24 protein-coding genes are annotated in these 24,505 nt (G+C 46.1%); 9 read left to right on the forward strand and 15 right to left on the reverse strand.

The features are described 5' to 3' along the window. Positions 1-61 precede the first annotated feature (61 nt). The gene (locus ATB02_RS12610; protein WP_001156181.1) at positions 62-493 is read right to left on the reverse strand and encodes a rhodanese-like domain-containing protein; all 432 of its coding nucleotides are present in this window, start codon (positions 491-493) and stop codon (positions 62-64) included. A gap of 244 nt (positions 494-737) precedes the next feature. On the opposite strand from ATB02_RS12610, the gene gpmM reads away from it, so the two are divergent. The 3 genes from gpmM to ATB02_RS12630 are packed head-to-tail and all read left to right on the forward strand — an operon-like array spanning position 738 to position 4,538. Further along, positions 738-2,282 (forward strand): 2,3-bisphosphoglycerate-independent phosphoglycerate mutase, encoded by a 1,545-nt coding sequence (gpmM, locus tag ATB02_RS12620; protein WP_001353573.1) that lies wholly within the window; start codon positions 738-740, stop codon positions 2,280-2,282. Between the two features lie 33 nt (positions 2,283-2,315). After that, positions 2,316-3,575: a murein hydrolase activator EnvC gene (gene envC, locus ATB02_RS12625; RefSeq protein WP_230146813.1), complete on the forward strand. Its 1,260-nt coding sequence runs from the start codon at positions 2,316-2,318 to the stop codon at positions 3,573-3,575. Positions 3,576-3,578: 3 nt separating this feature from the next. After that, positions 3,579-4,538: a divergent polysaccharide deacetylase family protein gene (locus ATB02_RS12630; RefSeq protein WP_000483841.1), complete on the forward strand. Its 960-nt coding sequence runs from the start codon at positions 3,579-3,581 to the stop codon at positions 4,536-4,538. Here ATB02_RS12630 and waaH read toward each other — a convergent pair. The 4 genes from waaH to yibB all read right to left on the reverse strand — a co-directional run bounded on the left by waaH (position 4,525) and on the right by yibB (position 9,338). Then, positions 4,525-5,559, reverse strand: coding sequence for a UDP-glucuronate:LPS(HepIII) glycosyltransferase (gene waaH, locus ATB02_RS12635; RefSeq protein ID WP_000982074.1), 1,035 nt, complete (start codon positions 5,557-5,559; stop codon positions 4,525-4,527). The genes ATB02_RS12630 and waaH overlap by 14 nt on opposite strands. 411 nt (positions 5,560-5,970) lie before the next feature. After that, the gene (gene tdh, locus ATB02_RS12640) at positions 5,971-6,996 is read right to left on the reverse strand and encodes an L-threonine 3-dehydrogenase (protein ID WP_000645982.1); all 1,026 of its coding nucleotides are present in this window, start codon (positions 6,994-6,996) and stop codon (positions 5,971-5,973) included. Positions 6,997-7,009: 13 nt separating this feature from the next. Then, positions 7,010-8,206, reverse strand: a complete 1,197-nt coding sequence (kbl, locus tag ATB02_RS12645; RefSeq protein WP_001213834.1) for a glycine C-acetyltransferase — start codon at positions 8,204-8,206, stop codon at positions 7,010-7,012. A gap of 274 nt (positions 8,207-8,480) precedes the next feature. Next, positions 8,481-9,338 carry a protein YibB gene (gene yibB, locus ATB02_RS12650; RefSeq protein WP_000842814.1) on the reverse strand — a complete coding sequence of 286 codons (858 nt, stop codon included), beginning with the start codon at positions 9,336-9,338 and terminating at the stop codon, positions 8,481-8,483. Between the two features lie 303 nt (positions 9,339-9,641). Here yibB and rfaD point away from each other — a divergent pair, with 303 nt between their 5' ends. The 4 genes from rfaD to rfaL are packed head-to-tail and all read left to right on the forward strand — an operon-like array spanning position 9,642 to position 13,831. Beyond that, positions 9,642-10,574, forward strand: coding sequence for an ADP-glyceromanno-heptose 6-epimerase (gene rfaD / locus ATB02_RS12655; RefSeq protein ID WP_000587750.1), 933 nt, complete (start codon positions 9,642-9,644; stop codon positions 10,572-10,574). Positions 10,575-10,583: 9 nt separating this feature from the next. Next, the gene (rfaF, locus tag ATB02_RS12660; RefSeq protein WP_000699228.1) at positions 10,584-11,630 is read left to right on the forward strand and encodes an ADP-heptose--LPS heptosyltransferase RfaF; all 1,047 of its coding nucleotides are present in this window, start codon (positions 10,584-10,586) and stop codon (positions 11,628-11,630) included. A gap of 3 nt (positions 11,631-11,633) precedes the next feature. Continuing rightward, a complete protein-coding gene (rfaC, locus tag ATB02_RS12665) occupies positions 11,634-12,626 on the forward strand; it encodes a lipopolysaccharide heptosyltransferase RfaC (protein ID WP_105271680.1) in 993 nt (330 codons plus the stop codon). Continuing rightward, complete coding sequence (rfaL, locus tag ATB02_RS12670; protein ID WP_105271681.1) at positions 12,623-13,831, forward strand: O-antigen ligase RfaL; 1,209 nt, start codon at positions 12,623-12,625, stop codon at positions 13,829-13,831. Before rfaC ends, rfaL begins: the two co-directional genes overlap by 4 nt. Before the next feature lie 34 nt (positions 13,832-13,865). On the opposite strand, the gene ATB02_RS12675 is transcribed toward rfaL, so the two are convergent. Genes ATB02_RS12675 through rfaQ form a run of 7 tightly spaced genes read right to left on the reverse strand, consistent with a single transcriptional unit; the run spans position 13,866 to position 20,818 of the window. Continuing rightward, positions 13,866-15,008, reverse strand: a complete 1,143-nt coding sequence (locus ATB02_RS12675) for a lipopolysaccharide N-acetylglucosaminyltransferase (protein WP_105271682.1) — start codon at positions 15,006-15,008, stop codon at positions 13,866-13,868. An 8-nt stretch (positions 15,009-15,016) separates the two neighbouring features. Then, positions 15,017-16,030 carry a glycosyltransferase family 8 protein gene (locus tag ATB02_RS12680; protein ID WP_105271683.1) on the reverse strand — a complete coding sequence of 338 codons (1,014 nt, stop codon included), beginning with the start codon at positions 16,028-16,030 and terminating at the stop codon, positions 15,017-15,019. 24 nt (positions 16,031-16,054) lie between these two features. After that, positions 16,055-16,762 carry a lipopolysaccharide core heptose(II) kinase RfaY gene (gene rfaY, locus ATB02_RS12685; protein ID WP_000639950.1) on the reverse strand — a complete coding sequence of 236 codons (708 nt, stop codon included), beginning with the start codon at positions 16,760-16,762 and terminating at the stop codon, positions 16,055-16,057. A 25-nt stretch (positions 16,763-16,787) separates the two neighbouring features. Then, positions 16,788-17,795, reverse strand: a complete 1,008-nt coding sequence (gene waaO / locus ATB02_RS12690; RefSeq protein WP_105271684.1) for a lipopolysaccharide 3-alpha-galactosyltransferase — start codon at positions 17,793-17,795, stop codon at positions 16,788-16,790. A 53-nt stretch (positions 17,796-17,848) separates the two neighbouring features. Next, the gene (gene rfaP, locus ATB02_RS12695) at positions 17,849-18,646 is read right to left on the reverse strand and encodes a lipopolysaccharide core heptose(I) kinase RfaP (protein ID WP_024212122.1); all 798 of its coding nucleotides are present in this window, start codon (positions 18,644-18,646) and stop codon (positions 17,849-17,851) included. Continuing rightward, complete coding sequence (locus ATB02_RS12700) at positions 18,639-19,763, reverse strand: glycosyltransferase family 4 protein (protein ID WP_001604104.1); 1,125 nt, start codon at positions 19,761-19,763, stop codon at positions 18,639-18,641. Before ATB02_RS12700 ends, rfaP begins: the two co-directional genes overlap by 8 nt. Continuing rightward, complete coding sequence (gene rfaQ, locus ATB02_RS12705; protein WP_105271685.1) at positions 19,760-20,818, reverse strand: lipopolysaccharide core heptosyltransferase RfaQ; 1,059 nt, start codon at positions 20,816-20,818, stop codon at positions 19,760-19,762. Before rfaQ ends, ATB02_RS12700 begins: the two co-directional genes overlap by 4 nt. Positions 20,819-21,230: 412 nt before the next feature. On the opposite strand from rfaQ, the gene waaA reads away from it, so the two are divergent. Both waaA and coaD read left to right on the forward strand, forming a co-directional pair. Next, entirely contained in the window at positions 21,231-22,508 is a 1,278-nt protein-coding gene (gene waaA, locus ATB02_RS12710; RefSeq protein WP_000891553.1) for a lipid IV(A) 3-deoxy-D-manno-octulosonic acid transferase, read from the forward strand. Between the two features lie 7 nt (positions 22,509-22,515). After that, positions 22,516-22,995: a pantetheine-phosphate adenylyltransferase gene (coaD, locus tag ATB02_RS12715; RefSeq protein ID WP_001171862.1), complete on the forward strand. Its 480-nt coding sequence runs from the start codon at positions 22,516-22,518 to the stop codon at positions 22,993-22,995. Between the two features lie 38 nt (positions 22,996-23,033). Here coaD and mutM read toward each other — a convergent pair whose 3' ends face one another. The 3 genes from mutM to rpmB all read right to left on the reverse strand — a co-directional run bounded on the left by mutM (position 23,034) and on the right by rpmB (position 24,365). Then, entirely contained in the window at positions 23,034-23,843 is an 810-nt protein-coding gene (gene mutM / locus ATB02_RS12720; protein WP_001114527.1) for a bifunctional DNA-formamidopyrimidine glycosylase/DNA-(apurinic or apyrimidinic site) lyase, read from the reverse strand. A 97-nt stretch (positions 23,844-23,940) separates the two neighbouring features. Then, positions 23,941-24,108, reverse strand: coding sequence for a 50S ribosomal protein L33 (gene rpmG / locus ATB02_RS12725; protein WP_001051798.1), 168 nt, complete (start codon positions 24,106-24,108; stop codon positions 23,941-23,943). 20 nt (positions 24,109-24,128) lie between these two features. Then, the gene (gene rpmB, locus ATB02_RS12730) at positions 24,129-24,365 is read right to left on the reverse strand and encodes a 50S ribosomal protein L28 (protein ID WP_000091955.1); all 237 of its coding nucleotides are present in this window, start codon (positions 24,363-24,365) and stop codon (positions 24,129-24,131) included. Positions 24,366-24,505: the final 140 nt, after the last annotated feature.

Consider the following 24,505-nt stretch of genomic DNA (forward strand, 5'->3'; position numbering starts at 1 on the left):
AATAAGTCACTGGGGGCATAATTGCAGCTCACCGCCTGCGGCATGAAAAACGGCAGGTAAATTATTTGCCGCGCACCAGAGGCAAGTTCTCGCCAGCCCAGCCAGCTACGCCCTCTTTCAGCACGAATACTTGCGCAAAACCTGCTTTCGTCAGCGCGTTTGCAGGCTCCTGGCACTGCATGCCAGAACCGTCTACCACGATAACCGGCTTGTCTTTGTGCTTCTCAAGCTCACCAACATTATTGGCTTTGATTTCGCTCGGCAACAGATTGATAGAACCTGCGATATGGCCTTTACGGAAGTCATCACGCTGACGTAAATCCACAACCACAGCGTCTTCTTTGTTGATCAGACGTGTAGCTTCACCACGAGTAATCACCTTCACTTTCGAGGTCAGGCTCTTAAACGTAGTCACAAGAACCGCCACCAGTAACGCGATCCAGGCGATACTCAGTATGGGATGACGGCCAACAAATTGCATAATTTCTTGCATGGGGGGTAACAACTCCCGACGTAGTGATTAAAAAAACCAGGAAAGGAGTATACCTGCGCGGTGCGGCAAATACAGCCAGCGCGTTAACTGGAATGCAATTTTGCGGGGCGCTACGAAAAAAAAGCGTAAATCTGGCATCGGCTTGCCGCGAGCGGTCGTATATTTTGATCTTCAGAGGCTATTTTATCGATTCAGCTGTAGTAAAATTACGCAAATTTTGACTCTTGAGTATGAGGTTGTCGCAATGTCGGTTTCTAAAAAACCTATGGTACTGGTGATTCTGGATGGCTATGGCTATCGCGAAGAACAGCAGGATAACGCCATTTTTAGTGCTAAAACCCCGGTAATGGATGCGCTGTGGGCCAATCGTCCGCATACCCTGATCGACGCTTCCGGTCTGGAAGTCGGTCTGCCTGACCGTCAAATGGGTAACTCCGAAGTAGGCCACGTTAACTTGGGTGCCGGCCGCATCGTGTATCAGGACCTGACTCGTCTGGACGTTGAAATCAAAGATCGCGCTTTCTTCGCTAATCCGGTGCTGACTGGTGCGGTAGATAAAGCGAAAAATGCGGGCAAAGCAGTACACATTATGGGTCTGCTGTCCGCAGGCGGCGTACACAGCCACGAAGATCACATCATGGCGATGGTAGAACTGGCCGCTGAACGCGGCGCAGAAAAAATCTACCTGCACGCATTCCTTGACGGTCGCGACACCCCGCCGCGCAGTGCTGAATCCTCGCTGAAAAAATTCGAAGAGAAATTTGCCGCGCTGGGCAAAGGCCGCGTAGCGTCCATCATTGGTCGTTACTACGCAATGGACCGCGACAATCGTTGGGATCGCGTTGAAAAAGCGTATGACCTGCTGACGCTGGCGCAGGGCGAATTCCAGGCCGACACCGCTGTTGCCGGTTTGCAGGCTGCTTATGCTCGCGACGAAAACGACGAATTCGTGAAAGCGACCGTTATCCGTGCTGAAGGCCAGCCAGACGCGGCAATGGAAGATGGCGATGCGCTGATTTTCATGAACTTCCGTGCTGACCGCGCGCGTGAAATCACTCGTGCTTTCGTGAACGCTGATTTCGACGGCTTCGCGCGTAAGAAAGTGGTTAACATCGATTTCGTGATGCTGACCGAATACGCCGCTGATATCAAAACTGCGGTTGCTTACCCGCCAGCTTCTCTGGTTAACACCTTCGGCGAGTGGATGGCGAAAAACGACAAAACTCAACTGCGTATTTCCGAAACCGAAAAATATGCTCACGTCACTTTCTTCTTTAACGGTGGTGTAGAAGAGTCGTTCAAAGGCGAAGACCGCATTCTAATCAACTCGCCGAAAGTGGCAACTTACGACCTGCAGCCAGAAATGAGCTCCGCAGAGCTGACCGAAAAACTGGTTGCGGCCATCAAGAGCGGCAAATACGACACTATCATCTGTAACTATCCTAACGGCGACATGGTAGGTCACACCGGGGTGATGGAAGCAGCGGTTAAAGCCGTTGAAGCGCTGGATCACTGCGTGGATGAAGTTGCGAAAGCGGTTGAGTCTGTAGGTGGACAACTGCTGATCACCGCTGACCACGGTAACGCTGAACAGATGCGCGATCCGGCAACGGGTCAGGCGCACACAGCGCACACCAACCTGCCTGTTCCGCTGATTTACGTTGGCGATAAGAACGTGAAAGCGGTTGAAGGCGGCAAACTTTCTGACATCGCGCCGACCATGTTGTCGCTGATGGGTATGGAAATCCCGCAAGAGATGACTGGTAAGCCGCTGTTCATCGTGGAATAATCCCTCCCCATGAGGGGAAAGGCGATTAATACCATGACACGGGCCGTGAAACCGCGCAGGTTTGCAATCAGGCCCATCATCTACGCCAGCGTTCTTAGCGCTGGCGTATTGTTGTGCGCCTTTTCCGCCCACGCGGATGATCGCGACCAACTCAAATCTATTCAGGCCGATATCGCCGCGAAAGAGCGCGCGGTACGCCAAAAACAACAACAACGCGCAAGCCTGCTCGCACAATTGAAAAAGCAGGAAGAAGCGATCTCTGAAGCCACTCGCAAGCTGCGCGAAACGCAAAACACACTCAATCAACTGAATAAACAGATTGACGAGATGAACGCGTCGATTGCCAAACTGGAGCAGCAAAAAGCCGCTCAGGAACGCAGCCTCGCCGCACAACTGGATGCCGCATTCCGTCAGGGCGAGCATACTGGTATTCAGCTGATTCTTAGCGGTGAAGAAAGCCAGCGTGGTCAGCGTTTACAGGCTTATTTCGGTTATCTCAACCAGGCGCGACAAGAAACCATTGCTCAGTTGAAACAAACGCGTGAAGAAGTCGCTATGCAACGCGCCGAGCTGGAAGAGAAACAGAGCGAGCAACAAACACTGTTATATGAGCAGCGAGCCCAACAGGCGAAGCTGACCCAGGCGCTGAACGAGCGTAAAAAGACGCTGGCTGGGCTAGAGTCTTCCATCCAGCAAGGTCAACAACAGTTGAGCGAGCTGCGCGCCAACGAATCTCGTCTACGTAACAGCATTGCCCGTGCGGAAGCGGCAGCGAAAGCGCGTGCTGAACGTGAGGCGCGCGAAGCCCAGGCGGTTCGCGACCGTCAGAAAGAAGCGACGCGCAAAGGCACCACCTACAAACCGACCGAAAGCGAAAAATCGCTGATGTCCCGAACTGGTGGCCTGGGCGCGCCGCGTGGTCAGGCATTCTGGCCGGTTCGCGGGCCGACGCTGCATCGTTATGGCGAGCAGCTACAGGGTGAGCTGCGCTGGAAAGGGATGGTGATTGGTGCTTCTGAAGGTACTGAAGTTAAAGCGATTGCCGACGGTCGGGTGATTCTGGCTGACTGGCTGCAAGGCTACGGTCTGGTGGTGGTGGTTGAGCATGGTAAAGGCGACATGAGTCTTTACGGCTATAATCAGAGCGCACTGGTGAGCGTTGGTTCGCAGGTTCGCGCGGGCCAGCCAATTGCACTGGTGGGCAGCAGTGGCGGTCAGGGTCGGCCTTCACTCTATTTCGAAATTCGCCGCCAGGGTCAGGCGGTCAATCCACAGCCGTGGTTGGGAAGATAAGTTTTGTTTCCATTTCGTCGTAACGTTCTTGCATTTGCCGCTCTGTTGGCGCTCTCCTCCCCTGTACTTGCTGGCAAACTTGCCATCGTCATTGATGATTTTGGGTATCGCCCGCACAACGAAAACCAGGTGCTGGCGATGCCCTCCGCTATCTCCGTCGCTGTATTACCCGATTCACCGCACGCCAGAGAGATGGCGACCAAAGCGCATAACAGCGGTCACGAAGTGTTGATTCATCTGCCAATGGCACCGTTGAGTAAACAGCCGCTGGAGAAAAATACGCTGCGCCCGGAGATGAGCAGCGACGAAATTGAGCGCATTATTCGTAGTGCGGTCAATAACGTGCCCTATGCCGTGGGGATCAACAACCACATGGGTAGCAAGATGACCTCTAACCTGTTTGGTATGCAGAAAGTGATGCAGGCACTGGCGCGTTACAATCTTTACTTCCTCGACAGCGTAACCATCGGTAATACCCAGGCGATGCGCGCCGCGCAAGGCACTGGCGTGAAGGTTATTAAACGGAAGGTGTTCCTCGACGATTCACAGAACGAAGCAGACATCCGTGTGCAGTTTAATCGTGCAATTGACCTGGCGCGTCGCAACGGTTCGACCATTGCCATTGGGCATCCTCACCCTTCAACGGTACGCGTGTTGCAACAGATGGTTTATAACCTGCCGCCAGACATTACACTGGTGAAAGCCAGCAGCTTGCTGAATGAACCGCAGGTTGATACTTCTACACCGCCGAAAAACGCTGTGCCTGATGCACCGCATAATCCGTTCCGTGGCGTGAAACTGTGTAAACCGAAGAAACCGCTGGAACCGGTTTATGCTAATCGCTTCTTTGAAGTATTAAGCGAAAGCATCAGCCAGAGCACGCTGATCGTTTACTTCCAGCATCAGTGGCAAGGCTGGGGCAAGCAGCCCGAAGCGGCAAAACTTAACGCTAGCGCAAATTAAAGGCGCTACGCGTAATGCGATGGTGCGACCGCGTTTTGTCGCGCCATTGCCATAAGCGGAAAGACCACAGTAACGCCTGATAACCCACCTTTATGCTGCGTACATTGGAAATCAGGCGCTTATACATACCGGAAGTAAATATCTCAGCAATCATCCGTTGGCGGGTAATAATATCTGGCTCTTTACGTACCGCATGGCAAACACGTAATGCTTCGTAAGTTATTTGTTGATGAAATTCCGGGTAAATCACTATTCTGTCTGCGTAATCGCGATTTAACTTTTCCAACAGTCGGGTAATCTTAATATAGTGGCGTTGATAATTAAGGTTTTTATTTCCCTGTCTATTCAATCGGCTCACTGACGTATTATGCAAATAATATTTATATAACGATTGCTCGGTATATCGCACGCGTTGCGCGTTAAACATAAATTCTGTTGTCCAGACAATATCCTGATGATGTAATCCGGCAATAAATTTAATGTTATTTTTAACAATGACATCACGACGATAAACCCCCATCCAGACAACGTGAGTCCAACGGCGGGAAGAAAGCCCCATCCGCAACCAATCAGGGCCGGTTAATACGCCGGTTGAGCGAAGGCGATCGCTGGGGATGGATTGCCAGGTTTCTCCCGTTTCACGAAAACACCAGTCAGCGTTGCACTGCGCCACGTCGAGGTCGTCCTCTAACGCCATGGTCATCAGCGTTTCGTACATAGTGGGATAGACCTCATCGTCAGCATCGACAAAAGCGACATATTTGCCCGTCGCCACCTCGATCCCACGATTACGCGCCACCGATGCGCCAGCATTCGCCTGATGCAACAAACGAACGTGCGGATAGTTTTCTGCGTAATGCTTTGCTATTTCAACAGAATTATCCGTTGAACCATCGTTAATAATAATGATTTCCAGAGCAGTCCAGGTTTGCGCGATTAAAGATTCCATGCAAGTACGGAAATCATCTCCCGCATTATATAACGGGATAATAACACTGAGTTTATTGGTGCTGTTCATCATAAATACCGACGACCTCTGAAGTTATCCTGATGTTTTACAGGCTTTGTATTAAGAAACTATTAAGCCTGTGAGATATTATTTTTACAGGTGAGAGAGTCACTTCAGGGTAGAGAGATAATGAGAACAGCTATATAAGAGATCAGCGCAATTACGAACTCTTTATTACACTGACAGGATTTTACATATTTAACGGATTATCCTCAGATAAAAGGGCTGGTATTTTGGATTTTCAGATTGTAGACCAAGTGCGCTTTGTTTATGCCGGATGCGGCGTAAACGCCTTATCCGGCCTACCAAATTGTGCAGATTTAATATTTTGCAGGAACCGCGTAGGCATGATAAGCGTAGCGCATCAGGCAATTTTGTGTTTGCCATCAGCTTCAAGGGCTGGTATTCCAGCCCTTGTTCGTGTTAATCCCAGCTCAGAATAACTTTCCCGGACTGGCCCGAACGCATAGCGTCAAAGCCCTTCTGGAAATCATCGATAGAGAAACGATGGGTAATGATCGGCGAGAGATCGAGGCCAGACTGAATCAGAGCCGCCATCTTGTACCAGGTTTCAAACATCTCACGACCGTAAATACCTTTAATGAACAATCCCTTAAAGATCACTTTGGTCCAGTCGATAGACATATCAGACGGTGGAATACCCAACATCGCAATGCGACCGCCGTGGTTCATGGTGTCGAGCATGGTACGAAACGCTGGCGGCGCACCGGACATTTCCAGACCGACATCAAAGCCTTCGGTCATGCCCAGTTCTGCCATCACATCATTGAGGTTCTCTTTAGCGACGTTAACCGCACGGGTGATACCCATTTTACGCGCCAACTCAAGGCGGTATTCGTTAACATCAGTAATCACCACGTTACGTGCACCAACGTGTTTCGCCACCGCCGCCGCCATAATACCAATCGGGCCTGCACCAGAGACCAGCACATCCTCGCCCACCAGATCAAACGACAGCGCGGTATGCACGGCGTTACCGAAGGGATCAAAAATGGAAGCCAGATCATCGGAGATATTGTCGGGGATTTTGAAAGCGTTGAACGCCGGAATCACCAGATATTCGGCGAAGCAGCCCGGGCGATTAACACCAACGCCTATCGTGTTGCGGCACAAATGGGTACGGCCACCACGACAGTTGCGGCAATGACCACAAGTGATATGGCCTTCGCCAGAAACGCGATCGCCGATCTTGAAGCCTTTCACTTCCTGACCGATGCCAACCACCTCACCGACATATTCATGGCCTACAACCATCGGCACCGGGATGGTTTTTTGCGACCACTCATCCCAGTTATAGATGTGAACGTCAGTCCCGCAGATGGCTGTTTTACGGATTTTAATCAGCAGATCGTTATGTCCGAGTTCCGGTTCAGGAACGTCGGTCATCCAGATGCCCTCTTCCGCTTTCAGTTTGGATAACGCTTTCATCTCACATCCTCACTCAGGCGATTACGCCCAGTTGTTTACCAATACGCGTGAACGCTTCTACCGCACGCGTAATTTGCTCAGGGGTATGCGCCGCAGACATCTGGGTACGAATACGCGCCTGACCTTTCGGAACGACCGGATAGAAGAAACCGGTGACGTAAATGCCCTCTTTTTGCAGTTCACGTGCAAATTTTTGCGCCACTACAGCATCGCCAAGCATGACCGGAATAATGGCGTGATCGGCACCCGCCAGGGTAAAGCCCGCCGCCGACATTTGCTCACGGAACTGACGCGCGTTCGCCCACAGACGGTCACGCAGCTCGCTACCCGCTTCAACCATCTCCAGCACTTTGATGGAAGCGGCAACAATGGCCGGTGCCAACGAGTTGGAGAACAGGTACGGACGAGAACGCTGGCGCAGCCACTCAACCACTTCTTTGCGCGCCGCGGTATAACCACCAGACGCCCCGCCCAGCGCTTTACCGAGCGTGCCGGTGATAATATCGACCCGGCCCATCACATCGCAGTATTCATGGGAACCACGACCATTTTCACCGACAAAACCAACGGCGTGGGAGTCGTCTACCATCACCAGGGCATCGTATTTATCTGCCAGATCGCAAACACCTTTCAGGTTGGCAATCACGCCGTCCATCGAGAACACACCATCGGTGGCAATCAGCACATGACGCGCACCGGCTTCACGCGCTTCTTTCAGACGAGCTTCAAGCTCCTGCATATCGTTGTTGGCATAGCGATAGCGTTTAGCTTTACACAGACGCACACCATCAATAATAGACGCGTGGTTCAGTGCGTCGGAGATAATGGCGTCTTCCGCGCCCAGCAGCGTTTCGAACAGGCCACCGTTAGCATCAAAGCAGGAAGAGTAGAGAATCGCATCTTCCATCCCCAGGAAGGCCGCCAGTTTTTGTTCAAGCTCTTTATGGCTGTCCTGAGTGCCGCAAATAAAACGCACCGAAGCCATGCCGAAACCGTGAGAATCCATTCCCGCCTTTGCCGCCGCAATCAGATCCGGATGATTCGCCAGTCCGAGATAGTTATTGGCACAAAAGTTAATGACGTGGCTTCCATCAGCCACAGTGATGTCTGCTTGTTGCGCAGACGTAATAATGCGCTCTTCTTTAAACAACCCTTCCGCCCTTGCGGTTTCCAGATCGTTGGTTAACTGCTGATAAAATTCTCCACGCATTGCGATTCTCCAGACAGGGCAAATTCCAGCACATATTACCCAAACTTATAGGTTGCGACGAGATGACGCGTTAACACTTCTGCAAAATTCAGGATAAATAACGTGTATCTTGATGTCTCTTAACACCTACAGATAGTAGAAAAACTGTACAGTTTTGGCTGGGCATAATGATGAGTGATTTTACTGCATTGATATAAAAAGAAAAAATGATGCCAGAGCATCATTTTTCCAATCTCTTTTGGTATCAAAACGCTACCCACTAATGGAGGGAAACCTATTTTCTTGAAAGAAAAATTCTCAGCGCCTGCATTTTTGCCCCTAAAGTGTTACTCCTGAAGCAGCGAAACAAATCGAACCATTTTCCTCTCCCCAGATAGTTTAGGTTGAAGAGATTGGGGCGTTTGTAATAGCACATGACAAAAATGCCCTGGTCATCATCCACAATGTTATTGTTTAGTGTTATTTTTTGGCTTTCCAGAACCAGTTTATAGAATTCTTTCCATTTATGCTGGGAACCAACAATTGCGCCGCCAATAATATATACATGGTTACCAATCATGAAATCAAAAGCCTGCTGTTGAGATGTGACAGTAAGCCCTTTTTTTATAGTAAAAAAATGCATCTTATTTTCATCAAATGGGAAATCCCAAACTTTCAAGCCTCGTGTTACATTTGGCTTGCGGCAATAACCAAAATCTATCCACGCTACAAGAGGTGTTTTCACTAACCCCATGTTGATAGCTTTATTTACAAAATAGGCTTTAAGGTTACATACCAATACATATTCTGGCGACCAGTACTCTGGATTTTTTAATTGTCGAGGCTCAAGTCTATTTGTAAATGACTTATCTTTTTGAATTTTTTCGATACGACTTCTGATATGTCTAAATTTCTTTTTTATATCGATAACGATAACCGTTGTTGGTTTTCCGTTGCGAATAGCTTCTACCTTTGGTTTCAAATCGGCAGAAGTGAAAATAATCATCTCATTTTCAAGTGCGGCCAGACGCTCAAAGTAACTGAAATAAACGTCTACTGAGCGTGCCAGTTTTTCACGGAACCCTTTATTAGCAGTCCAATCCCCTCTACCAATGTCAAAATAAGCAGTGATAATTGTGGTGGATGATTTCATTACTAATAAGACCATTAATATAAAAATGGAATTATATCATAAATATTAACAGAATGTATACTGTATATTATCCATTCAAATGCTTCAGTTATTTATCAAACATCGGAATATTGATACTAAAGTACTATTCACGTGCAAAACCAACATCCGCCATGAAGGACTCGCTAAAACTAAAACTAGTTTGTTGCAATTAGCATCCTTGCATCTTTATGTAAAGGGCTGAAGGGATTCGGATGTGATGGTATGATTACAGACATTCGTGTCTGAGATTGTCTCTGACTCCATAATTCGAAGGTTACAGTTATGATCATCGTTACCGGCGGCGCGGGCTTTATCGGCAGCAACATCGTTAAGGCCCTGAATGATAAAGGCATCACCGATATTCTGGTGGTGGACAACCTGAAAGACGGCACCAAGTTTGTGAACCTGGTCGATCTGGATATCGCGGACTATATGGATAAGGAAGACTTCCTGATCCAGATTATGGCTGGCGAAGAGTTCGGCGATGTCGAAGCGATTTTCCACGAAGGCGCGTGCTCTTCCACCACCGAGTGGGATGGCAAGTATATGATGGATAACAACTATCAATACTCCAAAGAGCTGCTGCACTACTGTCTGGAACGCGAAATCCCGTTCCTGTATGCCTCTTCCGCGGCCACTTACGGCGGTCGCACCTCCGACTTTATTGAATCCCGCGAGTACGAAAAACCGTTGAACGTCTACGGTTACTCAAAATTCCTGTTTGATGAATATGTTCGCCAAATCCTGCCAGAAGCGAACTCGCAGATTGTTGGCTTCCGCTATTTCAACGTTTATGGACCGCGTGAAGGCCATAAAGGCAGCATGGCGAGCGTTGCTTTCCATCTCAACACTCAGCTTAACAACGGTGAATCACCGAAGCTGTTCGAAGGTAGCGAGAACTTCAAACGTGACTTCGTCTATGTGGGCGACGTGGCTGATGTGAATCTGTGGTTCCTGGAAAATGGCGTTTCCGGCATCTTCAACCTCGGCACCGGTCGTGCAGAATCCTTCCAGGCAGTAGCAGATGCTACGCTTGCTTATCACAAGAAAGGCCAGATCGAATACATTCCGTTCCCGGATAAACTGAAAGGCCGCTATCAGGCGTTCACTCAGGCAGATCTGACGAATCTGCGCGCGGCGGGTTACGACAAACCGTTCAAAACCGTTGCTGAAGGTGTAACGGAATACATGGCCTGGCTGAATCGCGACGCATAAGAGCTCTGCATGAAAATACTGGTGATCGGCCCGTCTTGGGTTGGCGACATGATGATGTCGCAAAGTCTCTATCGCACGCTCCAGGCGCGCTATCCCCAGGCGATAATCGACGTGATGGCACCGGCATGGTGCCGTCCATTGTTATCGCGGATGCCGGAAGTTAACGAAGCTATTCCTATGCCTCTCGGTCACGGAGCGCTGGAAATCGGCGAACGCCGCAAACTGGGTCATAGTCTGCGTGAAAAGCGCTACGACCGCGCCTACGTCTTACCCAACTCCTTCAAGTCCGCATTAGTGCCTTTCTTCGCGGGTATTCCTCATCGCACCGGCTGGCGCGGCGAGATGCGCTACGGTTTACTTAACGATGTACGCGTGCTCGATAAAGAAGCCTGGCCGCTAATGGTGGAACGCTATGTCGCGCTGGCCTATGACAAAGGCATTATGCGTACCGCACAAGATCTGCCGCAGCCATTGTTATGGCCGCAGTTGCAGGTGAGCGAAGGTGAAAAATCATATACCTGTAATCAATTTTCGCTTTCATCAGAACGTCCGATGATTGGTTTTTGCCCGGGGGCGGAGTTTGGTCCGGCAAAACGCTGGCCACACTACCACTATGCGGAGCTGGCAAAGCAGCTGATTGATGAAGGTTATCAGGTGGTTCTGTTTGGCTCAGCGAAAGATCATGAAGCGGGCAATGAGATTCTTGCCGCTTTGAATACCGAGCAGCAGGCATGGTGCCGGAACCTGGCGGGGGAAACACAGCTTGATCAAGCGGTTATCCTGATTGCAGCCTGTAAAGCCATTGTCACTAACGATTCTGGCCTGATGCACGTTGCGGCGGCGCTCAATCGTCCTTTGGTTGCCCTGTATGGTCCGAGTAGCCCGGACTTCACACCGCCACTATCCCATAAAGCGCGCGTGATCCGCCTGATTACCGGCTATCACAAAGTGCGTAAAGGTGATGCTGCGGAGGGTTATCACCAGAGCTTGATCGACATTACTCCCCAGCGCGTACTGGAAGAACTCAACGCGCTATTGTTACAAGAGGAAGCCTGACGGATGCGGGTTTTGATCGTTAAAACATCGTCGATGGGCGATGTTCTCCATACGTTGCCCGCACTCACTGATGCCCAGCAGGCAATCCCGGGGATTAAGTTTGACTGGGTGGTGGAAGAAGGGTTCGCACAAATTCCTTCCTGGCACGCCGCCGTTGAGCGAGTTATTCCTGTGGCAATACGTCGCTGGCGTAAAGCCTGGTTCTCGGCCCCCATAAAAGCTGAACGGAAAGCATTTCGTGAAGCGCTACAAGCAGAGAACTATGACGCAATTATCGACGCTCAGGGGCTGGTAAAAAGCGCGGCGCTGGTGACGCGTCTGGCGCATGGCGTAAAGCATGGAATGGACTGGCAAACCGCTCGCGAACCTTTAGCCAGCCTGTTTTACAATCGTAAACATCATATTGCAAAACAGCAGCACGCCGTAGAACGCACCCGCGAACTGTTTGCCAAAAGTCTGGGCTATAGCAAACCGCAGACTCAGGGCGATTATGCTATTGCGCAGCATTTCCTGACGAACCTGCCTACAGATGCTGGCGAATATGCCGTATTTCTTCATGCAACAACCCGAGATGATAAACACTGGCCGGAAGAACACTGGCGAGAATTGATTGGTTTACTGGCAGATTCAGGGATTCGCATTAAACTTCCGTGGGGCGCGCCGCATGAAGAAGAGCGGGCAAAAAGACTGGCGGAAGGATTTGATTATGTCGACGTATTGCCGAAGATGAGTCTGGAAGGCGTTGCCCGCGTGCTGGCCGGGGCTAAATTTGTGGTGTCGGTGGATACGGGGTTAAGCCATTTAACGGCGGCACTGGATAGACCCAATATCACGGTTTATGGACCTACCGATCCGGGATTAATTGGTGGGTATGGGAAGAATCAAGTAGAGTGTCGTTCTACAAGTATGTCTCTTGCAGATTTGCCAGCTCAAACCGTTTTTCAAAATTTAAATCTTGAAATAATAACCAATAAGTTGACATCGGAGATAAGATGACCTCAACATTATTTTTCTCTCTCGAGAAAAAAAACTGGATAGCGTACTGGAACAGAGCTCTCGTATTCTTATTCATTACCACCTATTTTTTGGGTGGGATTACAAGGTATAAACATCTTATTGTTATTCTTATGACAATAACGACAATCGTCTATCTCTGCAAACGGCCAAAACACTATCTTTCACTATTTAAAACATGTCTTTTTGGTAGTATTGCCATATTAACTATTGCTGCATTGCTATCACTTCTTCAATCCCCAGATGCAGGTGCTAGCATGAAGGAAATTTTCAAAGCTATCATTGAGAATACTTTACTGTGCACAATAGCAATACCGGTCATATTGAGAGACGAGAAAAGAGAAGATGTCGAAAAAATCGTTTTCTTCTCATTTATAAGTGCGTTGGGCTTACGTTGTTTTTCTGAATTGATTGCCTATTATAAGGACTATCAACAAGGGGTAATGCCATTTGCAGATTATAGACACCGTAGCATTTCTGACTCGATGGTCTTTTTATTTCCTGCATTGTTAAATCTCTGGCTTATCAAATCAGCAAAATACCGCATTTCTTTTGCGGTTCTAAGCGTTATTTTTATTTTTCTGATATTAGGAACTTTATCCAGAGGAGCCTGGCTTTCCGTGTTAGTCATTGGATTAATATGGATTCTGATGTTTAAACAATGGAAGTTACTATTAGTAGGAGTAATGGTTTCCATCATTGCATTATCGGTTATTTTCACACATAAGGAGATGACCGCAAAGCTAACGTATAAACTTCAACAAACTAATAGTTCTTATCGTTATGCAAATGGTACTCAAGGCAGCGCACTCGATCTAATATTAGAAAATCCTGTTATTGGTTACGGTTACGGTAACGTTGCATATAAAGATGTCTATAATAAACGAGTCATTGATTATCCACAATGGACCTTTAGACAATCGATAGGGCCACATAATTTTGCGCTATTCATCTGGTTTGGCACTGGTTTATTAGGGCTGGTAAGTCTTATGATGCTATACTGTGCAATATTGAAAGAGTGTATAAAAAATGGCGTCCAGAATAAATACCGCTCACCATATAATGCATATTATATAATCTTACTATCTTTTATAGGTTATTTTGTTATCCGTGGAAACGTAGAACAAATTGAACCAAATTTATTAGGCGTTTACGCCGGCTTATTATTAGCGATGAAAAACAAATAAAAAATAAAAAGGCTGCATAATGCGGCCTTTTTATTTATTCAAACCAATTATGAATAACCTCTTCAAATCTTTGAGTTACGCCATCCCAACTGTAGTGATCAAACACAAAATCCTGACCTTGCTTTGCAACTGCTGTTAATTCAGGATTCGCTAACGTTTTTAAAATATCGCTGCTTATAGAGTCTGCAGTCATAGGTTCTTTTAAATGGAATCCCGTAGTATTTTCTTTGACAAATTCCGTAATCCCCCCACGCGTACTCACTAAAACAGGCTTACCAGCCCCCATAGCTTCAATTGCCACCATGCAAAATGGTTCCTGGAACTGGGAAGGAATGACAACTAAATCTGCCAGTGGGTAATAACAATGCATCTTTTCAGGCGGTATGCTTCCTAACATAATGCAACGATCCTTCAAACGTTTTGCAATTTCCCTGACATTGTGTTGATATGCACCTTTGTCACTTTTACTCATTTCTGTATAATCACCAATCACAACTAATTTTAAATTTTTGTGAGCAGCGGCCAATTTTTCGAATGATTGCATCAACAGTAATATGCCTTTGTCAGGGACGATACGCCCAGCATAAAAAATAATTTTCTCTTCAGGGGAGATATTAAGTTCGCTTCTAGTGATCGGCTGAAAAGTAGATTGATAGGTTTCTAAATCAATTCCATTTGGTACAATCTCAATATCTGCATTTGCTAAATAAGATTGGTAATACTTTTTCAAGTATAAACTAGGCACTATCATTTTAACATTTTGCTCAAGCAATTTTGGTTCAAATGCATTATGCATATGTATAACCACTCTTGCCTGAGGTGCTCGCTTACGAATTTGAGCATATAGCTTCATGCTATTATGAACTACAATAACACTTTCTTTCGTTATAGGAAAATCATGTGCAATATTCAATATTCTCTGTGAATATGGAAGAGGATCAAGTCTTGTCCATTTTTGAAATAACCGCTTATATATGCGGCTGAATCCAACCCTATGAATACTACAATTATCATTAACAAAGGTATAATTTGAGTATCCTGGATTCTTGATACAAACAATACGATTTGGGAAATTGGTACGCTGAGCAACCTGGTACATCCACGTTTCAACAGCGGCCGCTCCGCGAGGAGGAATTGAAAAAATAGGAGTAACTGTAAATATTATTTTATCAACCATCTCGAATATTAACCTTTCATAACATTATATTTAATTGCTGTAAAAACACCATCGAGAAATTTTTTCTGGTAAAGCAAGTGTTTATATTTTTCTTTGTACTCATGTTTTTTAACAGCTTTTTTATAAGGTATATTTCTCCATGGAGATATATTATAAATATTACGAAAATAATCTGCAGATGCGTAGTCCGCCCAATCATGCCATGGCTTAGTTACACCAGTATAATGTATGAAGACAGTTTCATCATTAATAAACTGGGTGTAATATTCACTATTTTTTTCTTCAAATTCTGACTTTATAGTATAAATACAATTATATTTTCTCGGTAATATTTTAGCATGATGTAAAAACATTAAGTTTAAAATATCTTGATCCGGATACTTTAATTTTTTGATAATTGACTCATCTGATAATAGATCAAAGAATTTCTCCGTTAGTCTTTGTTTTAACCATTCCCGTAAATTAATATACATTACACCAGAGTTAAAATAGCTACCGTTAAAATCCTCATTACACAAACGCTCAGCACTTTTACTTTGCATAGCATCAACATCAATTACTACAGCACCATATTCATCTTTAAATTCTAATTCCAGTAACTCATTTAATGAACCCTTACAGACAATATCAGCATCAAGATATAATAATGAATCTAATCGCGAAGAAAAATAATCAAATGAAAGCAAACGATAATAAATAGATACTGGCCAGATATTTGATTGAGGTAACGCTTTCAGTGGCTCAGAATCAATATGATATAATTTAATAACCGTTCGATATTTCGTTGCTAATTGTGATAATAATTCAATATACTCTTTGTCTAAGTAATCAGCGATTATGTGAAAGGTAAAGTTGTTTTTTTTATTATTTTCAAGAATTGAAGCAATTGAAATCGCAGCCCCAATCTGGTAGTTCTCATCAATACCCCATGAGACATTGAACGTTTCCCGTTCATCAATTTTAACAGGGCGCTTGTCCAGTTCAATTATATCTTTAAATCGAGTAAGATGTTTAAAATCCAATTTAATTACCCTTCATCATAAATATTATTTGTTTTTCAATCCCAGCTTGATTTTTACATCCCTGATTGCTTTTTTAATTTTCTTTTTGAATACAAGGTATGTATAGCCAAAGTCTTTCAATTCATTTTTTATATTATAGTGCCGTTCGAGATCAATACGATCTTTCGCTTTTAAAACTGCGGTTGTTTTTTTACCTGAAAGGTCTATTAGTCTTAATCCTTTTTCGGATACTATAAAATTTCCTTTATGAGGATCGCCAGACACCATTCCATGCTGATGCAACTCTTTAATCGATTCTGATAATTGATGCTTCAGATCTTCTGAAATTTCCGAATACTCATTTAACCCCACACCTTCAATATACTCAATGAGCATAATATAATAATGTGAGAAATTTAATGTTTTACGTTCAGCAAGTAAAAAATAGTCATTAATTGATTGGATGCCCTCACCACGTACCCGATCAGTTTGATAAATTAAGTTCTCATAATAATCTTTTTTGACACAAGATTTTAAGAAACGTTCGGCCATTTTATGCTTTGGCGCATAAACTTTAAGCACAAGAGGTCCGCGAGCAGTGTCAATAAGAATGACTTTAGTATCATCAATAGAACGAAAAACTTTTAATGTTTTAATCCTACAAGTTAAAAAGTCATTCAGAACTTGCTCGTAAAAGGGATCATTATCTTTTATGAGAACTTTCAACCCATTTATCGTTTTATTATATATCATGATGAAGTATTTTAACCTTAAATATTTAGAAGCATTTTTCTTTATAATATTTTAAATAATTAAGAATGCCTGCTATATAATGCTTTTGTTTAAATTTATGTTTTGCGCAATACCGATATTGATTGCTATTTACAGGTTTAAGTAAATCTTCTTTACACCACGGAGAAGCAGCTTTGGCGATCAAAAAACTACGTGACACAGGATAATCAGCCCACTCATGCCAGGGTTTTGTAGGCCCTACATAGTGTATGAACACAGTGTCATCATTGACTGGATTATCAACCTTGTCTTTTAATTCATAGTTAATACTATATCGGGTATTATATTTTTCTGATATAAATTTGACTTTACCATTCAATAATACATTCAGGACATCTTGATCAAGGTGGGTGATTTTACTTACCCAATCTGGGTCTCGCAACATTTCAATAGCTTTTGTCGAAATGTTATTTCGATTCCACTCAACAATATTTATCAGCAAAAAACCAGCATTAAAATATCCAGAAGCTAATTGCGGTGTAGTTAGTATCGAGGCTCGATTCTGCCACCATTCAACATCTCTTTCAGCTACAACTGCAGCAATTTCATTAGTAGAAAATTGATAATCTAAGAGTTCTTTAATGCTACCTTTACAAGCAATATCTGCATCAAGATATAGAATTTTTTCATGTTTATTAGAGAAGTAATCTGCAATTATAAATCTGAAATATGTGGCATAAGTCCAGTTTTTCGTGCTTGGTAATGACTTCAGCTTATCACAATTGATAACATAAACATTAATTCTTGAATCATATTGTTTTGCTAAATCAGAAAAATATAACTTATCTTTATCACTGATATAATCTGTGAAAACATGAAACTCACAAGATATTTCTCTATTGTTTAATAGAATAGATGCAATGGCTACACCACATCCAAAAAGAAAATTTCTATCAATTCCAAATGCTATATCAAGAGTATTTTTAGATCTTATATTCTTATAATGGAAATTATACTCAAAAAGGATGATGTCACTATCATTGAGTTGAGACATATTGATTCTGTATCCAAAATTTTGGCTAAAATAAGTTATTCATTTCTAAAGGGTTACAACGATTTTCGAATCGTTCTTTCCCTGATTTTTGTGGCTTTTGCTTCTGCTTGCGACAGCAGCCCTTGTTCCTGCTTGAGAATGTCTTTAAGCGGGGCAGCAAAATACACCTTCATGAACCGCCAGATATCCCGCTGAGTCAGGCCAATATTCATCGAAGAAAAATAAAGCCCAATAAGATCTTTATCGCGCCAACGACGTGGAACGCGCGTGCGAAGCTGCGCCCGGTGCAGGTCAATTACCGAAATTTTTAACTCCTCTTCCCTACCAGAAAAAGGCAAGTGCAGCAGGAAATGACAGATATAACAGTCACGGTGGTTAATGCCCGCAGCATGCATATCGCGCACCATCATCGCGACACGCTTAATAATCATACGCTTTACGCGAACATCTGGAGGGTTAGTCGCCCAGTCAGCACAGTAATCTTCCAGACTGATGGTTGGTGTCAGATCTTCGGTTATAATAAACGAGGTTCTGGTCAGCGGATTAATGCCTTTTTCGCCGAATGCCACCCCATACATAGTATCAACGCCGACATCCCGCAGTCGATGAATCGCATTCCATTCGCGGTCTGCGCCTAATACTGGCATCCGCAATGAGAGTAAATTTTTGATTATCTCTTTCAGGGTCGTGCCGCGATGCCATTTGAGAAAATAGCTTTTGCCCGCCATTTCAAAGCGCAGAGTGCGGCGAGTTTCCAGTTCACGAAAAACCTCACCCTGCAAGGTTTTAACTTCCTCAAAAGGATCTTTACCGCGCCATAACGTGGCAAACGGCTCTTTCAGTTCAACCATCCAGACCACCCGTTATGATATCCGCCGCTTTTTCTGGCAGACTGTATAAATCTTGTGTATCAGCATAATGTCGCGCATTTTCCGCCCAGGCCTGGCGCAATGAAGATTGCGTTAACGCTTTGCGTAAAATCTCATTCAATGTTTCCTGGCGGAATGGCTCAGCAATAGCCTCGCCGCAATTGGCGTCAACAATATAATGCGCATAACCACAAACGGCTGTTGTTAGTACCGGTAATCCTGCAGTAATCGCTTCCAGCAGCACAATTCCCGCCGCTTCCTGGTAGGCAGGATGCAGTAATAAATCCGCCGCCGCCATTAATTCCGAGACATCGTTGCGCCCCGAGAAGAAGTGAACATTACTGCGCACGCCGCGTTTTTCTGCCAGCGCCTCAAATTTTCGCGGTTTATCCTGCCCAACAACATATAGCAATGTGTTGTGGCGCAGCGAATCCGGTAATGAAGCAAGTGCTTCAATGGAACGATCAACACCTTTACGCGTGAAGTCTGAACCGACCTGCAACAATAAATATTGTTGTTCGGTTATTCCATTCTTCTTACGGAAGATTTCACGGCTATTGGCTGGCTGCTGGCTATATTTACGATCAGGATAAATCCCCGGTGGCAGAATATGAAAACGCTCCGCTTCAGTCTGATAATGTTTCTGGAAATCGGCGATTTGCTTGTCCGTCAGCATCAGCAACTGTGTCGGCTTGCCCTGTTCAAAGGTTGCCCGCTCAAAGGCGGCATAATGGCGATAACGTGACGTCAGGCGATAGAAAAAGCCTTTCTCCTGCGCCACTTTCTCGGCATAACAAACATCAGCGGCATAATAAACGTCCAGCCCCGGCATTTTGTTGAATCCAACGACTCTATCGACGGGATGTTCACGTAAATGTTTTTGCACCCAGGCAAAATACTCCGCATTGCGCCCGTGATTGGTATGCGATTTAACCGGCACTTTGATCAGTTCAAATATATCAGGGCATTCGCCTTCCCACGACTGGGCATAAACCCGAACATGATGACCTCGGGCGGCGACTGTCTGAGCAATACGCATAAAATCGCGTTGCAAACCGCCAAAGGGAAAATATTTATATAAACAGAAAGCAACGATCATAACGACGTACCTGTCGTGGAGGATGGCAATAATTTATCAACAGCAGCAATGACATCTGCCGCCGGAATAACCGAAAGATACATCTCATTTCGGTCACGCTGATCGCGTGTTGGCATTTCCCGGTAATCTCCCGCCCAGAATTGAATCATGTTATTTGACCAGGGACGCCAGAAAATATGGTCTGTTGCACCAAACAGCGATATCAGCGGCGTATTAACTGCAGCGGCAATGTGCGCCGGTGCGGAATCAACGCCAATAAACAGCTGCGCATGATCGATTAACGCACCAAGTTCCGGGAAGGTTACCTTTCCGGCCAACGCCGTTACTGGTGGCGTCTGGCATCCCTGCGCAATTTCATTGACGCAGGCCAGATCGTCTTTATCCGGGCCGGACGTCAGAACGACTTCATAGCCACGTGTATGTAAGGCATCAATCACAGCGGAAAACTTGCCGTTGTCCCAGCATTTGAAGATTTGCCGCGCGGTAGGTTGGATAACCACATAATTTTGTCCAACACCTGCGTGATCAAGTTCGCGACGCATACGTTTCCAGCTTGCAGGCGGGTAACTCATGGTTGTCTGCTTCACCAACGATTCAAGTCCCAATGGCGTCAGCACGGATAAGTTACTTTCCACCACATTTCCACCCTGCAACGGCACCAGATGGGTGAAGCTTTTACGCCAAAAAGCAGACTGCCGATGATGATAATCCTGGGAAATTTTCACACGGGCATTTAATAAGCGAACCAGTATAGCAACCATCCATTGATCGGTAAGATTGACGATAAGGTCATACTTATTGGCACGTAATACCTTGATGAGATGAAAAAAGTTGGAAATTTTTTCTGAGGCTTTTGCTTTTTTATTTTTTATGCCGTAGAGCGCGTTAATCTCTGGATTTTCAGACAGAATCGGGATGGTATCCTGATAAAGCAGCACATCGATTTTTGCGTCAGGGTAATTTTTTTTCAGCGAACTAATGACAGGAGTAGTTAATAACATATCCCCATGAAAACGCATCTTAATGAGCAAAATTCTTCGAAATGGCTTATCCACAAGTAACTCTTTTTGTTGAGATTATCCGATTAAGGTGAAGCAGAAAAAGCACGCTACCGCCCCAGGCTCAACAGCTACCTGAATACTGATACCGTACTGATATTGACGCGCTAGTGTATCACTTCTTTCGCGGCAATCCGATCCGAATGATTTTTAAGCACATCGTTGTTTTTCAATAAAGAAATCAATCAAATAAAATCATTAGCAACAATATTCTTTCACTGTTGCTCCGCGATTCCTTACTGCACGTACTGCGGAAATCAATGAATCGCATAAAAATACAAAAAAAGTATAGATGTTCAGCAAGAATTGGCGGGTAAATTGCTATTTAAGTCAAAAACGGGAAAAGTAATGGTAAAGCCACAGCTAAATACATAGAATCCCCAGCACATCCATAAGTCAGCTATTTACTATGCTCGAATTGCTTTACACCGCCCTTCTCTACCTTATTCAGCCGCTGATCTGGATACGGCTCTGGGTGCGAGGACGTAAGGCTCCGGCCTATCGAAAACGCTGGGGTGAACGTTACGGTTTTTACCGCCATCCGCTAAAACCAGGCGGCATTATGCTGCACTCCGTCTCCGTTGGTGAAACGCTGGCGGCGATCCCATTGGTGCGCGCGCTGCGTCATCGTTATCCTGATTTACCGATTACCGTCACCACCATGACGCCAACCGGTTCGGAACGCGTACAATCTGCGTTCGGTAAGGATGTTCAGCACGTTTATCTGCCTTACGATCTACCCGATGCGCTTAATCGTTTCCTGAATAAAGTCGACCCCAAACTGGTGTTGATTATGGAAACCGAGCTATGGCCTAACCTGATTGCGGCGCTACATAAACGTAAAATTCCGTTGGTGATCGCTAACGCGCGACTCTCTGCACGCTCTGCCGCAGGTTATGCCAAACTGGGCAAATTCGTCCGTCGCTTGCTACGTCGAATTACGCTGATTGCCGCCCAAAATGAAGAAGATGGGGCACGTTTTGTGGCGCTGGGTGCAAAAAATAATCAGGTGACCATCACTGGTAGCCTGAAATTCGATATCTCTGTCACGCCGCAGTTGGCTGCCAAAGCAGTAACGCTGCGCCGCCAGTGGGCTCCTCATCGCCCGGTATGGATTGCCACCAGCACTCACGAAGGTGAAGAGAGTGTGGTGATCGCCGCACATCAGGCATTGTTACAGCAATTCCCGAATTTATTGCTCATCCTGGTACCACGTCACCCGGAACGCTTCCCGGATGCGATTAACCTTGTCCGCCAGGCTGGGCTAAGCTATATCACACGCTCTTCAGGGGAAGTCCCCTCAACCAGCACGCAGGTTGTGGTTGGCGATACGATGGGCGAGCTGATGTTACTGTACGGCATTGCCGATCTCGCCTTTGTTGGCGGTTCACTGGTTGAACGTGGTGGGCATAATCCGCTGGAAGCTGCCGCACACGCTATTCCGGTATTGATGGGGCCGCATACCTTTAACTTTAAAGATATTTGCGCACGGCTGGAGCAGGCAAGCGGGCTGATTACCGTCACCGATGCCACTACGCTTGCAAAAGAGGTTTCCTCTTTACTCACCGACGCCGATTACCGTAGTTTCTATGGCCGTCATGCCGTTGAAGTGCTGTATCAAAACCAGGGCGCGCTACAGCGTCTGCTTCAACTGCTGGAACCTTACCTGCCACCGAAAACGCATTGAGGTTGTTATGCAAAAACGGGCGATTTATCCGGGTACTTTCGATCCCATTACCAATGGTCATATCGATATCGTGACGCGTGCCACGCAAATGTTCGATCACGTTATTCTGGCGATTGCCGCCAGTCCCAGTAAAAAACCGATGTTTACTCTGGAAGAGCGTGTGGCGTTGGCACAGCACGCAACTGCGCATCTGGGAAACGTGGAAGTGGTCGGATTTAGTGATTTGATGGCTAACTTCGCCCGTAATCAACACGCTACGGTGTTGATTCGTGGCCTGCGTGCGGTGGCGGATTTTGAATATGAAATGCAGCTGGCGCATATGAATCGCCACTTAATGCCGGAACTGGAAAGTGTGTTTCTGATGCCTTCGAAAGAGTGGTCGTTTATCTCTTCATCGTTGGTGAAAGAAGTGGCGCGCCATCAGGGCGATGTCACTCATTTCCTGCCGGAGAATGTCCATCAGGCATTGATGGCAAAATTAGCGTAGCGTTTATGCCGGATGGTATGCCATCCGGCGCGCATCAATTACTTCTGGCACTGCCGACAATAAAACGTTGCCCGCTGCGCATGTTTCGTCGCCACAATCGGCGTACCGCACACTCGACACGGCTCGCCTTTTCGCCCGTAAACCTGCAATTCCTGAGCGAAATAGCCCGGTTTACCATCACTTTGCAGAAAATCTTTCAGCGTTGTACCGCCCTGCTCAATCGAACGCAGCAACACCGCTTTAATCACCCGAGCTAACAATTCACACTCTGCCAGTGACAGTGATGATGCCAGCCGATCCGGATGGATCCCCGCCGCAAACAGAGATTCGCTGGCATAGATATTCCCTACCCCTACCACCAGCTTGTTATCCATCAGCCACGGTTTAATCGCCGTTTTTTTCTTCGCGCACTTCTGATGCAGATACTCACCGTTGAAATCGTCGCTAAGCGGCTCCGGTCCAAGATGGGCCAGCACATTATGCCCTTCCAGCTCTTTGGTCCACAGCCAGGCACCAAAGCGGCGCGGATCGGTGTAGCGCAGCACTTTACCGTTGCTCATCACCAAATCAACATGGTCATGCTTTTCAGGGGGAAATTCTTCTGGAAGGATGCGCAGGCTGCCAGACATCCCCAAATGAATGATAATCCAGCCCTCCGGCAGCTCCAGCAGCAGATATTTAGCCCGCCGCTGCACGCTAAGCACTGGTTGATCACTTAATCGGTAAATCTCTTCTGAAACCGGCCAGCGCAGGCGTCCGTTGCGCACCACCGCATGAAGAATGGTTGCACCAACGAGATGCGGTTCTATGCCGCGACGGCTGGTTTCAACTTCGGGTAATTCAGGCATAGCATCTCCAGGAATGAACAGATGCAGTCAATATGGGGGCAAGCAGATAACAAAAAACCCCGCCGGAGCGAGGTTTTTTGTTACATCAAAGCGGAAATTATTTGATTTTCGCTTCTTTGTAGATCACGTGCTGGCGAACAACTGGATCGAATTTTTTCAGTTCCAGTTTTTCCGGCTTAGTACGTTTGTTCTTCGTAGTGGTATAGAAGTGACCAGTACCAGCAGAAGAAACCAGCTTGATTTTCTCACGAATACCTTTAGCCATGATTTATTTCCTCTAAGTACTTAGTACTTTTCGCCACGGGCACGCAGTTCAGCCAGAACTGTATCGATGCCTTTTTTATCGATTACACGCATACCTTTAGCAGATACGCGCAGGGTGACAAAACGCTTCTCGCTCTCAACCCAGAAACGGTGAGAGTGCAGGTTCGGCAGGAAACGGCGTTTAGTCGCGTTCAGTGCGTGGGAACGGTTGTTACCGGTCACCGGACGCTTGCCAGTAACTTGGCAGACTCGGGACATGTCTATTCTCCAAAAATCAAATTAGCTCGAGCTTCGTATGGGGTATTGGCGCCTCGTCAGGCTTTACAGCCCGGTCATCGCAGTTCTATGTGAACTCTCGATTGCCAGGCCCAAATGCCAAACCCGAGATTCTCAAAGGT

This window comes from Escherichia sp. MOD1-EC5189 (assembly GCF_002966045.1).
In the GTDB taxonomy this organism is placed as follows: domain Bacteria; phylum Pseudomonadota; class Gammaproteobacteria; order Enterobacterales; family Enterobacteriaceae; genus Escherichia; species Escherichia coli_F.

Excerpts from the sequence above, each read along its gene's own strand:
- ATB02_RS12610 (WP_001156181.1), bottom strand. The coding sequence starts at position 493 with ATGCAAGAAATTATGCAATTTGTTGGCCGTCATCCCATACTGAGTATC.
- gpmM (WP_001353573.1), top strand. The coding sequence starts at position 738 with ATGTCGGTTTCTAAAAAACCTATGGTACTGGTGATTCTGGATGGCTAT.
- envC (WP_230146813.1), top strand. The coding sequence starts at position 2,316 with ATGACACGGGCCGTGAAACCGCGCAGGTTTGCAATCAGGCCCATCATC.
- waaH (WP_000982074.1), bottom strand. The coding sequence starts at position 5,559 with ATGATGAACAGCACCAATAAACTCAGTGTTATTATCCCGTTATATAAT.
- tdh (WP_000645982.1), bottom strand. The coding sequence starts at position 6,996 with ATGAAAGCGTTATCCAAACTGAAAGCGGAAGAGGGCATCTGGATGACC.
- kbl (WP_001213834.1), bottom strand. The coding sequence starts at position 8,206 with ATGCGTGGAGAATTTTATCAGCAGTTAACCAACGATCTGGAAACCGCA.
- yibB (WP_000842814.1), bottom strand. The coding sequence starts at position 9,338 with ATGAAATCATCCACCACAATTATCACTGCTTATTTTGACATTGGTAGA.
- rfaD (WP_000587750.1), top strand. The coding sequence starts at position 9,642 with ATGATCATCGTTACCGGCGGCGCGGGCTTTATCGGCAGCAACATCGTT.
- rfaF (WP_000699228.1), top strand. The coding sequence starts at position 10,584 with ATGAAAATACTGGTGATCGGCCCGTCTTGGGTTGGCGACATGATGATG.
- rfaC (WP_105271680.1), top strand. The coding sequence starts at position 11,634 with ATGCGGGTTTTGATCGTTAAAACATCGTCGATGGGCGATGTTCTCCAT.
- rfaL (WP_105271681.1), top strand. The coding sequence starts at position 12,623 with ATGACCTCAACATTATTTTTCTCTCTCGAGAAAAAAAACTGGATAGCG.
- ATB02_RS12675 (WP_105271682.1), bottom strand. The coding sequence starts at position 15,008 with ATGGTTGATAAAATAATATTTACAGTTACTCCTATTTTTTCAATTCCT.
- rfaY (WP_000639950.1), bottom strand. The coding sequence starts at position 16,762 with ATGATATATAATAAAACGATAAATGGGTTGAAAGTTCTCATAAAAGAT.
- waaO (WP_105271684.1), bottom strand. The coding sequence starts at position 17,795 with ATGTCTCAACTCAATGATAGTGACATCATCCTTTTTGAGTATAATTTC.
- rfaP (WP_024212122.1), bottom strand. The coding sequence starts at position 18,646 with ATGGTTGAACTGAAAGAGCCGTTTGCCACGTTATGGCGCGGTAAAGAT.
- ATB02_RS12700 (WP_001604104.1), bottom strand. The coding sequence starts at position 19,763 with ATGATCGTTGCTTTCTGTTTATATAAATATTTTCCCTTTGGCGGTTTG.
- waaA (WP_000891553.1), top strand. The coding sequence starts at position 21,231 with ATGCTCGAATTGCTTTACACCGCCCTTCTCTACCTTATTCAGCCGCTG.
- coaD (WP_001171862.1), top strand. The coding sequence starts at position 22,516 with ATGCAAAAACGGGCGATTTATCCGGGTACTTTCGATCCCATTACCAAT.
- mutM (WP_001114527.1), bottom strand. The coding sequence starts at position 23,843 with ATGCCTGAATTACCCGAAGTTGAAACCAGCCGTCGCGGCATAGAACCG.
- rpmG (WP_001051798.1), bottom strand. The coding sequence starts at position 24,108 with ATGGCTAAAGGTATTCGTGAGAAAATCAAGCTGGTTTCTTCTGCTGGT.
- rpmB (WP_000091955.1), bottom strand. The coding sequence starts at position 24,365 with ATGTCCCGAGTCTGCCAAGTTACTGGCAAGCGTCCGGTGACCGGTAAC.